Genomic DNA, 10811 nt, shown 5'->3' with positions numbered 1-10811 from the left:
CTGATCTTCAACACCCTCCTGTCACGTCCCGGGCCCGGCACGCCGTTAGGACTTACTCGTCTAGGTCTGCGATGGTGGTGGCTGCAGCAGCTCGACGCGCACGCCGTCGGGGTCCTGGACGTAGACGACCTTGCCGCCCTTGGCGATCCCCGCGTCGGGCGCGACGATGGTGCGCGACACCGGCCGCACGCCCGCGGCGAGCAGCGCGGCGTGCACGGCCTCGACGTCGTCGACGACGTAGCAGGTGTGGGCGGTGCCGGGGTTGGCCGTCGAGGTGTCGACCGGTGTCCGCTCGACGCCGCGGTACTCGGTCAGCTCCACGACGACCGACGAGTTCGGCGGCCGCAGGTGCGCGAGGTGCAGCTCGACGCCGGGGTACCCGACGATCTCGCCCGCGTAGGCCTCGCCGCGGACCTGCCGGGTGATCACCTCGAACCCGAGGATGCCCTCGTAGAAGGCCAGTGACCGGTCGAGGTCGGCGACCTGGATCCCGACGTGGTGCATCCGGACGATGCCGTCGGCTGCGGGGCCGCCTCTCGACCCGGCGGCGGTGCCGCCTGTCGATCCGGCGGCGGACCCGTCCCCAGGTCGTGAGCGGGAATCGTCGCCATGGCGACCATCGGCGCTCACCGGGGTGCCGCTCATGCCGCCGTCTGCCCGCCGTCGACGGCCCAGACCTGGCCGGTGATCCATGTCGACTCGTCGCTGCCGAGGTAGACCGCCGCCATCGCGACGTCCTCCTCGGTACCGAGGCGTCCCAACGGGAACCGGAGCGTGCGCTGCATCTCCAGCGTCTCGTCGACGGACTCGCCCGTGTCGGTGCCGAACCCGCCGCGCGCCTCGTAGGTGGCCCTGACCAGCGGCGTCGGGACCGTCCCCGGACACAGGGCGTTGACCCGGATCTGCTGCGGACCGTACTCGACGGCGAGCTGGCGGGTCAGCCCGATCACGCCTGCCTTCGCCGCGGCGTAGGGCGCGATCCCGGCGACGCCGACGAGCCCGCCGACGCTGGCCTGGTTCACGATCGACCCGCCGGTCCCCTGGGCCAGCAGCCTGCGCAGCGCGTACTTGTCGGACAGGAAGACCCCGGTGAGGTTGACGTCGATGACGCGCTGCCAGGCCTCCAGCGTCGTGTCCGCGCCGGTGCCGACGCCCGGGATGCCGGCGTTGGCGTACAGCACGTCGAGCCCGCCGTAGGCGTCGACGCAGGCCGCGACCATCGCCTCCGCGTCGGCCTCGACGGCGACGTCGGCGGCGTGCGCGAGCGCGGTGCCGCCCTTCTCGGTGATCATCGTGACTGTCTCCTGGGCCCCGGCGAGGTCACGGTCGACGCACACGACCGACGCGCCCTCCGCGGCGAACCGCAGCGCGGTCCCCCGCCCGATGCCGGAGCCGGCCCCGGTGATCACGGCCCTCTTGCCCGACAAGCGGGTCACGGTGTCCTCCTCGACGGTCAGGGGTGCAGAAGCAGGTGCAGGTCGGGCGCCGACCGCAGCATGAAGCCCGCGTCGACCGGTGGTTCGCCCGCGAACGACAGCCGCCGGTAGCGGTCCAGCAGGTGCTCCATGGCCAGCTCCATCTCCAGCTTCGCCAGCAGCGATCCCGAGCACGTGTGCTCGCCGCCGCCGAAGGCGCGCAACGGCCCGACGGGCGTGAACTGCGGATCGGCGTTGTCGGCGAAGCGCCCGACGTCGAACGTGTCCGGGTCGGGGAAGACGGCGGGGTCACGGTTGGCCGCGCCGAGCAGCAGGATCAGCTTCTCCCCGGCGGCGATCGAGGCCCCGCCCAGCGACGCGTCGACGAGGGCCTGGCGTACCGAGCCCTGCACCGGCGCCTTCCAGCGCAGGACCTCGGCGACGGCCGACGGCACCAGGTCGGGGGCGGCGCGCAGCCGCTCCCACTGCTCGGGATGGCGGACGAGCCCACCGAGGAGGTTGACCAGTGCGCGGTCGGTGGTCTCGATACCCGCGGCGAGGAAGAACGCGGTGTTGGACTTGATCTCGGTGTCGGAGAGCCGCTGGCCCTCGTACTCGACGGTGCACAGGTCCGACAGCAGGTCGTCGCCGGGGTCGGCGCGCTTGCGGGCGATCGCCGGGTCGAGCCAGGCGTCGATCTCCTCGCGGGCGGCCACGCCGCGGGCGTGCACCGCAGGGTCACGCGAGACGTTGGAGACGCTCGCGCCCGCGAGGTCGTGATACCACTGCGGGAAGTTGACGGCCTCGTGCATCGTCGTCAGCTCGGCGATCACGGTGAGCGGCAACGGGGTCGTGAGCCCGGCGCGGATGTCGGCGACACCCGGGGCCGCGGGCAGCTCGTCCCCCAGCGCGGAGACGAGCGCGCTGATCCGCTCGCGCAGGGTGCCGCGCAGCTCGCGGCGGTTGCGGATCCGCCGGGCGACGATGGCGGCCTTGCGACGGTGCTCGTCGCCGCTCATGTGCAGGATCGTCCGGCCGTAGATCGCACTGCTGCCGGCCCCGGACGAGAGCGGGCCGAACGTCGCGGCGTCCTTGAACGCGCGGGTGACCTCGGCCCAGCCGGTGACGAGCCAGGCCTGCAGCGGCGCGCTCCACACGACGGGCGACTCGGCGCGCAGCCGGGCGTAGATCGGGTAGGGGTCGGGCGTGCTCGCCCCGGCGGCGAACGCCTCCAGCTCGGCGAGCGCCGTCGGCGCCGTCGCGGTCATGAAGCCTCCCGGACCGGGTCCGACGTCGGCGTCGGCCCGGAGCGATAGTAGCTATAAATCTAACGCCGTGTCAGGATCACGGGCATGCTGTCGTACATGTCGTGGCTGCTCGACGCGGCCGCGACGGGCGGGTTCGCCGGGTCCAGCCGCACGTCGGCGGCGTAGAGGGCACGCAGGATCCGCATCATCGTGCCCTCGGTGGGCGCCTGCCCGTCGCGCTTGGCCAGGCCCGTGACCAGCGGCCGGCCGACGCAGACGTGCGCTCCGCCGCCGAACGTGAGCCCCCACGGGCGCACCCCGGACAGCTCCGGCGCCCCGCGGTAGGGGTTGAAGCTCCCCGCGTCCTCGCCGAACACCCCCGGGTCCCGGTTGGCCGGCGTGAACAGCAGGGCGACGCGCTCCCCCTCGGCGATCTCCCGGCCGGTCGCGAGCGTGACGGCGGCCGTGGCGTAGCGCAGCAGCGTCGGCGCGGGCTGGTGCAGGCGCAGCGACTCGTTGACCATGAGCCGCAGGAAGTCCGGATCGCTGCGCTTGTCGGCGTCCTCGGGATGGTCGCGCAGCCACTCCTCCATGTGCACGATCACGTGCGGGAGGGTGTGCGTCGTCGTCTGGGTGGCGGCGACGAGGAAGAGCGTCGCCTCCCGCAGCGGGAACTCCTCGTCCCACGAGTCGTCCCAGTGCAGGTGCAGCAGCGTCAGCAGGTCGACGGGCACGTCCTCGCGGGCGATCCGGCCCGCCCGGAACTCCTCGACGATCCGCTTGCGCCGCTCCTGCGAGGGGCCGAAGAACTCCTCGACGAACTCGGCGCGGCGGGCCAGCCCGTACGCGAGCACCTCGTCGTGGTCCTTCGTCGACCACTCGACCGTCGCGGCGGCGCCCAGGTCCTCGAGGAACCGGCGGAACCGCTCGGTGGCCTCCGGGGTGTCGACGCCGTCGATCCCGGTCGTGGCCGCGGCGATGCGGTGCAGCATCGCGCGCACGAGCGGGACCAGGTCGACGGTGACGGTGCCGTCCTCGCCCGCCTCGGCGAGGCAGTCGCGCACCATCTGCTCGACGACGGGGTTGAGAGCCTCGTGGTCGTAGGACATGAGCGCGGTCCGGTCGAACAGCGGGTTCTCCAGCCGGCGCCGCTCGCGGTGGTCGGGCCCGTCGAGCAGGAGCAGCGAGTCCGCGAACAGCGGGCGGCTCTCGGTGTGCGAGCCCTGTCGGAAGTCCTTGGAGCGCAAGATCTCGTCGATCTCACGGAAGTCCGAGATCTGGGTCATCGTCGCGATGTGCGGCGGTGGCGTCCACTCGCGCATGAGGTGTCTCCCGGGGTCGTCGTCGATCCAGCGGGTGGTGAATCCAGGGTCATAGTCAACAGCATCTGGCACCCCTTCTCAAGGGCCCCTTCGATGCATACCATGACCCTTGATTGCAGTCCGACGCGAGGAGGGGACGCCGGATGGGGTCCTCGCGGGCGATCGTGGCCGTCAGCACCGTCGCCGTCGGGCTGGGGACCGCTCCGGCGTTCCTGTTCGGCTTCCTCGGGCCGGTCCTGCAGGACGACCTCGGACTCTCGCGGACCCGGATCGGGCTGCTCGTCGGGCTGATGTTCGGGCTCACCGGCATCGGCTGCCTGCTCGCGGGCCGGGTCACCGAGCGCATCGGCGCCCGCTGGACCGTCGTGCTCTCCACCGTGCTGCTCGTCGTCGCCCTGTGCGCGCCGCTGCTCTCCCCCGGCTATCCCGCGCTCGTCGGCTGCGCCCTGGTGTCCGGCGTCGGCTACGCGCTGGCCAACGTGGGCACGAACGTCTCGGTCACGGCCGCGCTGCCCGTGGCGCGGCATGCGGTCGGACTCGCGGTGAAGACGGCGGGCGTGCCCGGGGCGGTGGCGGTGACCTCGTTCGTCGTGCCCGGGCTCGGTGCCGCCTACGGCTGGCAGCCGGTCCTGCTGTGGTCGGTCCCGGTCGTCGTGGCGGTCGGCGTCCTCGCCGCCGCGGTGCTGCCCGACGCGCGCGGCCGCATCACCCCGGCGCTCGACACCACAACCGCGGATGACCCGCCCCCCTCCCCCGCCGACCTGCACGAACGGCACATTGGCGCAACCCCGCTGCACGAACGGGACGTTCGTGCAGACAGCGGGGGCAGGCTCCCGTCCGGGTTCTGGCGGTTCACGCTCGCCGCGACGCTGCTCATCGGGGGCTCGCAGGCGATCTACTCGTGGGCCGTCCCGTTCCTGCACGAGGGCGCGGGGGCGACCCTGCCGGTCGCCGGGGTACTGACGGCCGTCGCCTCGCTGGTCGCGCTCGCCCCGATGATCGGCGCCGCGCGGCTGGCCGACCGGCTCGGCACGACGCGCCGGCTCCCGCTGGCCGCGGCCCTGTGCGCGACGCTCGCCGTCGCCGAGGTCGTCCTCGCCACCGGGTGGGGCCTGGCCGCCGCGGCCGTCGCCCTCGTCGTCGCGACCGGGGCGCAGCTGGGCGCGGTGTCGCTCATGCACGCCTCCGTCGTCGCGGCGGCCCCGCACGCGGTCGGCCGCGGGTCGGGCGCGGCGATGGCGGGCTTCTACCTCGGAGCGCTGTTCGCGGCGCCGCTGTTCGGTCTGCTCGTCGACGTCACCGGCGGCTATCCGGTCGCCTGGGTCTCGGGCGCGGTCCTGACGACGGCGGCCGCGGCGTGCTTCCTGTGGTGCCGGGGCGTGGGTCGGCGTCCGACGGCGCCCGACGGGCCCGTCACCACAGGTCCCGCATCGCCCCCCACGGCCCGCCCTGCGCACTGATCCCGCCGTCGACGGTGATCACCTGCCCGGAGATCATCGCGGCCGCGGGGGACACGAGGAACGCGGCCACCTCGGCGATGTCGGACGGCGTGCACAGCCGCCCCACCGGCGTGTGGTCGACGAGCAGCGTGCGGACGTCCTCGCGGCCGTCGAGGTAGGTCTCCAACGAGTCGGTCAGCACCGGGCCCGGGACGATCGCGTTGGCGGTGACCCCGCGCGGCCCCAGTTCGACGGCCCACGACCGGGTCAGCGCTTCCGACGCGGCCTTGGCCCCGCCGAGCAGACCGTGCCCCGACTGCGCGAACCGGGCGTCGAGACCGCTGATCGTCAGCAGCCGCCCGCCCTCGCCCATCGCGGGCGCGAGCCGGTGCACGAGCTCCACCAGCGAGTCGACGACCGTCGCGAACGTGAGCCGGCTGTGCCGCCCGGTGACCTCGACGAGCGGCCGGAACGCGGTGGCCGCGGCGTTGGCGACGAGGGTGTCGACGCGGCCGTACCGGTCGAGCACGGCATCGGCCAGAGCCGTGACCTGGGCGGGATCGGCGAGGTCGGCGGTGACGACGAGCGCCCGCGCGCCGCGCGCCTCGACCGCGCGGGCCACCTCCGCGGCGGCGCGGGCGTCACGACGGCCGTGCACGACGCAGTCGTGGTCGTCGGCGAGACGTTCGGTGATCGCCCGGCCGATCCCGCGCGCGCTGCCGGTCACGAGTGCCACCCGCCGCTCGCCCACGGTCAGAGCCCGAGCAGCCGCGCGAGGTTCCCGCCGAGGATCGCCGCGGTGTCGTCGTCGGAGAACCCGAGGTCGCGGATGGTCGCGATCTCGGCGCCCGGGTCGGCCATGGGCCAGTCGGAGGCGAAGCAGATCCGTTCGGGTCCGTGCTTCTCGATGATCTCCCGCACGCGGCGGGGGTCGAGGGTCGCGAGGCTCGGCGGCCACGAGGTGTCGAGGTGCACCGGCAGCCCGATGACGATCTCCGCGGCCTCCTCGAACCGCTTGTAGCCGCCGAAGTGGCAGGCGATGAGGTCGAGCCGCGGGAACTGCCGGACCAGCTCGGCCAGCATCGCGGGGCTGCACCGGTCGCCCGGGTCCTCCCCCGCGCCGCCGACGTGCACGATCACGGCGAACTCGCCCGACATCGCGTCGAGCGTGGCGAGCAGCCGCGGGTCGTCGAGCGTGAGCTGCTGGAACATCGGGTGCACCTTGGCCCCGCGCAGCCCGTGGGCGCGCAGGCTCGCGACGTTCTGCTCCGGGGACAGGCCCGGGTGCACCGAGCCGAACCCGATGAACCGGGAGGGGTCCAGCGAGCCGGCGAAGCGGTTGGCGTTGTCGACGCGGTCGGGGGTGTTGGCGATGCCCAGGCAGACGGAGCGGTCGACGCCCGACGCCGCCATGACCTCGGTCAACGACGAGACGGTGCCGTCGCCGAAGCGCTTCAGGTCGGCCGGGGAACCCGCGATCGCCTTGCGGGCCACCGCATCCGGATAGACGTGGGTATGTCCGTCGATGATCACAGCTTCGTGACCTCTCCCCCGTCGATGACCAGGACGGACCCGTTGACGAAGTCCGACAGCGGCGACGCCAGGTAGCAGACGAGCGGCCCGAACTCGGCGGGGTCGGCCATCCGCCCGGCCGGGATCTTGCGCAGCCGACGTTCCAGCATCGTGGGGTCACCCGTCACCGCCGCCTGCGCGTCCGTCGTGAACGCGCCGGGGGCGATGGCGTTGACCTGGATGCCGAAGGGGGCCCACTCCGCGCCGAGTGCCTTCGTGAACTGCACCAGCGCGCCCTTCGAGGCCGAGTACGACACGAGGATCGGCTTCCCGTTGATCCCCGACGTGCTCGCCACGTTGATGACCTTGCCCGAGCGCTGGGCGAGGAAGTGCTTCCCGGCGGCGCGGGCGAGGACCGCGGGCGCGTGCACGTTGACCGCGAAGACCTCCTCCCACTCCGCCTGCGGCTGCGCGGAGAACTTCCCCGCGGGCGCGATGCCGGCGTTGTTGACGACGACGTCGAGGCGCCCGAAGCGGTCGACGGCCAGGTCGGCGAGCGCGGCGACGGCGTCGGCGTCACGCATGTCGACGGTGGCGATCGCGATGTGCTCGGGGTCGGTGGCCTGCAGCTTTTCGAGGTCGGCGGTGGACCGGGCGGCGGCGAGCACCGACGCGCCCTCCGCCACCAGCGCCTCCACCGCCGCCTTCCCGAGCCCGCGGCTCGCGCCGGTGACGACCGCGACCCGGCCGTCGAGACCGAGATCCATCAGTTCCCTCCGGGCTTCGACGACGTCGTGGCGATCTCGGCGACCGCCCGCTTGGCGATCTTGCCGACCGCGTTCTTCGGCAGCGAGTCCATCGTGAGCACCCGTTCCGGGATCTTGATGCTCGGCAGCCCGGCCGCCTTGCAGTGTGCCCGGAGCTCGGCCTCGTCGACGCCCGATCCTTCCCGGAGGGCGACCGCGGCCAGCACCGCCTCACCCCACTCCGTGTCCGGCACCCCGACGACGGCTGCCTCGATGACCGCCGGGTGCGAGTAGAGGACGTGCTCGATCTCCGACGGGGTGATGTTGTAGCCGCCCCGGATGATGAGGTCCTTCATCCGGTCGACGATGTAGAGGTAGCCCTCGTCGTCGAACATGCCCACGTCGCCGGACCGGACCCAGCCGTCGACCAGCGTCTCCGCCGTCTTCTCCGGGTTCCGGTGGTAGCCGCGCATCGTGTACGGGGTGTGGAAGCGGACCTCGCCGCGCTCGCCGGGCGGGCAGTCCCTGCCGTCGGCGTCGACGACGCGCACGTCGGCCAGGAACGACGCCCGGCCCGCCGACGCCATCAGCTCGCTGCGGCCCGAGGCGATCAGCCGGTGGTCGTCCTGGGTGAGCATCGTCGCGATCGAGGCGATCTCGGCCATGCCGTAGAGCTGGCTGAACACCGGCCCGAACCGGCCGACGAGCTCGCCGACGCGGTCGTGCGCGATCGGGGCGGCGCCGTAGCCGATCGACGTCAGCGTGGCGACGTCGTCGTGACCGAGCCCGGCCTCCAGCACCCGGTAGAGCTGCGTCGGGACGAGGTAGGTGTGCGTCGCGGCCTGTGTCGTGGCCTCGGCGGCGAACTGGTGCGGGTCGAAGCCGCGGCCGTCGAGGAAGCCGACCGCGCCACCCAGGAAGAACGTGGGCGCCAACGTGATCTGCACGCTGGAGTTGTGCGGGATGGTCGTGAGCCAGCGGCTGTGCCGCGACATCCCGTACTCCAGCCCGGCGACCATCGCGTGCGTCGCGACGGCCTGCGCGTCGAACAGGATCCCCTTCGGGGCGCCGGTCGTCCCGCTGGTGTAGACGATGCAGAACTCGTCGGACGGTGCCCGCGCGTGCAGCGTGGGCGGAGCCGCCGCCGAGGCCGACGCGAGGCCGCCCCAGCCGGCCTCGGAGGGGTCGTCGACATCGACGACGGCAAGTCCGAACTCGTCGGCGAGCGTGGCCGCCATGTCCCGGAACGGGCCCTCGGTCACGAGCACCCGGGCACCCGCGTTGGCCAGGATCGACCGGTACTCCTCCAGGCTCATCCGGAAGTTGAGCCCGCAGTAGACCGCGCCCGCCTTGGTGACGCCGACGATCGCCTCGGCGACCTCCAGCCTGTTGCGCAGCAGCACCGCGACCCGGTCGCCGGGCGCGACGCCGTAGCGCCCCGTCAGGAGGTTGGCCAGCCGGTTGGTGCGCTCGTCGAGCTCGCGGTAGCTGAGGGTGCGGTCGCCCTCGAACGCCGCGTCGGCGTCCGGGGTCTTGCGGGCGTGGGCGGCGACGGCGACGCCGATGTCCATCTGCGTTCCCCCGGTTCAGACGTAGACGACGACGTCGCCGTCCTCGACCGCGACCTCGTAGGTGCGCACGCGCAGCTTCTCGGGTTCGACGATCGAGCGGCCGGTGGCCAGGGTGAACTCGTACCCGTGCCACGGGCAGACGATGAACTCGTTGTGCCGCACGTAGGAGTACTCGTGCGCAGGGGTGTCGTCCATCGTCCCCTTGACCACACCCTCGCACAGGGGCGCGCCGTGGTGCGGACAGCTGTTGCGCAGGGCGTAGAACGTGCCGCCGACGTTGATCACCCCGATCGACCGGCCGTCGACGGTCACGACCCGCCGCTCGCCCCAGGCGAAGTCCGCCAGCTTCTCGACGACGACGCGGGTGCCACGGTTCGTCCCGGGGTTCGCGTCCGGAAGGGTCTCAGTCAAGGCGGTCTCCGTAGACGGCGCGCGGGGTCTCGACGAGGATCTTGTGCCGCAGCTCCTTGGAGACGGCCTGCAGCGAGCGGTCCGGGTTGTCGAAGTCCCAGTGCGGGTAGTCGGAGCTGAACATCAGCGTCCGGTCGGCGTGCAGCATCTCCATCAGCGGCGCGATGTGCTTCGGGTCGTGCGGCTCGATGAACGGCTGCGTCGTGAAGCGGATGTGCTCGAGCAGGTACTCCGACGGGGGCTTGACCAGCCACGGGACCTCGTTGCGCAGCCCCTTCCAGTCACGGTCGAGCTTCCACATGACCTCGAGCGCCCAGAGGAAGCCGCCCTCGGCGATGATGTACTTCAGCTTCGGGAACTTCTCGAACACGCCGTGGCAGATCATCGAGAGCGTGTTCGACTGGTGGATCTGGCCGAGCGCGGTGTGCCACTCCAGGTAGAACGTCGGGGTGCCGGCCATCTTCGGGGCCTTGGCGAAGACGTTCTCGCAGCCCGACGGGTGCACGATCAGGGGCAGCTCGTGGCGGGAGCAGGCCTCGTAGATGGGCCAGTAGTGCTTCTCCCCCATCAGGATCTCGCCGAGCGGCATGAAGACGGCGACGATCCCGTCGCGCCGTGCCACCCGGTCGATCTCGGCGACCGCCGCCTCCGGGTCCTGCGGGGCGATGACGAGCGCGCCGCGCCAGCGGACGTCGTTCTGCAGCCAGCGCTCGCACATCCACTCGTTGTAGGCGGACGCGATCGTCGCCGCGACCATCCCGTCGGGCATCGCGCCGATGCCGAGGCACTGCCCGGCGAGCAGCACGGCGCGGTAGATGCCGTGCTGGTCGAGCAGGTGGCGCGCGGTGAAGTCGGGGTCGGTCGCGGGCGGCATGCCCGGGCGGGCCGCGTCCTCGCGGTAGGCGCCGGCCGCGTTGATGTAGAGGTAGTCCAACGGGAGGGTGAACTGGGCCGCGGCCATGCCCTTCGCCCAGTCGTCGCCGCTCACGCCGAGGCGGTTGCGCCACGTCTCCGTCATGTACGGCGTGAGATCCCGGATGCCGTTGACGAAGTTGGGGTGCACGTCGGAGTCGATGATCCCGGTCTTCTTCGGGTCGCTGCGTTCCGCGTCCCGCGGTGCCTCGATGGTCGTCATGATCTTCTCCTCT

11 protein-coding genes are annotated in these 10811 nt (G+C 72.4%); 1 reads left to right on the top strand and 10 read right to left on the bottom strand.

Annotation, left to right across the window (positions count from 1 at the left end; translation table 11 throughout):
• Positions 1–60: 60 nt before the first annotated feature.
• The 4 genes from PSD17_RS01400 to PSD17_RS01385 all read right to left on the bottom strand — a co-directional run bounded on the left by PSD17_RS01400 (position 61) and on the right by PSD17_RS01385 (position 3984).
• Positions 61–504 carry a VOC family protein gene (locus PSD17_RS01400; protein ID WP_013674718.1) on the bottom strand — a complete coding sequence of 148 codons (444 nt, stop codon included), beginning with the start codon at positions 502–504 and terminating at the stop codon, positions 61–63.
• Positions 505–641: 137 nt separating this feature from the next.
• A complete protein-coding gene (locus PSD17_RS01395; RefSeq protein ID WP_013674717.1) occupies positions 642–1436 on the bottom strand; it encodes an SDR family NAD(P)-dependent oxidoreductase in 795 nt (264 codons plus the stop codon).
• A gap of 17 nt (positions 1437–1453) precedes the next feature.
• On the bottom strand, positions 1454–2683 hold the full coding sequence (locus PSD17_RS01390) for a cytochrome P450 (protein ID WP_103381321.1): 1230 nt from the start codon (positions 2681–2683) through the stop codon (positions 1454–1456).
• A gap of 59 nt (positions 2684–2742) precedes the next feature.
• A complete protein-coding gene (locus tag PSD17_RS01385) occupies positions 2743–3984 on the bottom strand; it encodes a cytochrome P450 (RefSeq protein WP_013674715.1) in 1242 nt (413 codons plus the stop codon).
• A gap of 143 nt (positions 3985–4127) precedes the next feature.
• On the opposite strand from PSD17_RS01385, the gene PSD17_RS01380 reads away from it, so the two are divergent.
• The gene (locus tag PSD17_RS01380) at positions 4128–5444 is read left to right on the top strand and encodes an MFS transporter (protein WP_339121026.1); all 1317 of its coding nucleotides are present in this window, start codon (positions 4128–4130) and stop codon (positions 5442–5444) included.
• Here PSD17_RS01380 and PSD17_RS01375 read toward each other — a convergent pair.
• Genes PSD17_RS01375 through PSD17_RS01350 form a run of 6 tightly spaced genes read right to left on the bottom strand, consistent with a single transcriptional unit; the run spans position 5398 to position 10798 of the window.
• Positions 5398–6159 carry an SDR family NAD(P)-dependent oxidoreductase gene (locus PSD17_RS01375; RefSeq protein WP_013674713.1) on the bottom strand — a complete coding sequence of 254 codons (762 nt, stop codon included), beginning with the start codon at positions 6157–6159 and terminating at the stop codon, positions 5398–5400. The two genes, PSD17_RS01380 and PSD17_RS01375, sit on opposite strands and share 47 nt — an antisense overlap.
• A 17-nt stretch (positions 6160–6176) precedes the next feature.
• Positions 6177–6956: an amidohydrolase family protein gene (locus PSD17_RS01370; RefSeq protein WP_013674712.1), complete on the bottom strand. Its 780-nt coding sequence runs from the start codon at positions 6954–6956 to the stop codon at positions 6177–6179.
• On the bottom strand, positions 6953–7702 hold the full coding sequence (locus PSD17_RS01365; protein ID WP_339121025.1) for an SDR family NAD(P)-dependent oxidoreductase: 750 nt from the start codon (positions 7700–7702) through the stop codon (positions 6953–6955). Before PSD17_RS01365 ends, PSD17_RS01370 begins: the two co-directional genes overlap by 4 nt.
• Positions 7702–9252, bottom strand: coding sequence for a class I adenylate-forming enzyme family protein (locus PSD17_RS01360; RefSeq protein ID WP_013674710.1), 1551 nt, complete (start codon positions 9250–9252; stop codon positions 7702–7704). Before PSD17_RS01360 ends, PSD17_RS01365 begins: the two co-directional genes overlap by 1 nt.
• Before the next feature lie 15 nt (positions 9253–9267).
• Entirely contained in the window at positions 9268–9663 is a 396-nt protein-coding gene (locus PSD17_RS01355; protein WP_013674709.1) for a Rieske (2Fe-2S) protein, read from the bottom strand.
• Positions 9656–10798, bottom strand: coding sequence for an amidohydrolase family protein (locus tag PSD17_RS01350; RefSeq protein WP_013674708.1), 1143 nt, complete (start codon positions 10796–10798; stop codon positions 9656–9658). Before PSD17_RS01350 ends, PSD17_RS01355 begins: the two co-directional genes overlap by 8 nt.
• Positions 10799–10811: the final 13 nt, after the last annotated feature.

The sequence above is a fragment of the Pseudonocardia sp. D17 genome (assembly GCF_036984265.1).
GTDB classification, from domain to species: Bacteria; Actinomycetota; Actinomycetes; order Mycobacteriales; family Pseudonocardiaceae; genus Pseudonocardia; species Pseudonocardia benzenivorans.
Note: the sequence above shows the minus strand (reverse complement) of the source record. Positions and strands in the feature narration are given on the sequence as shown.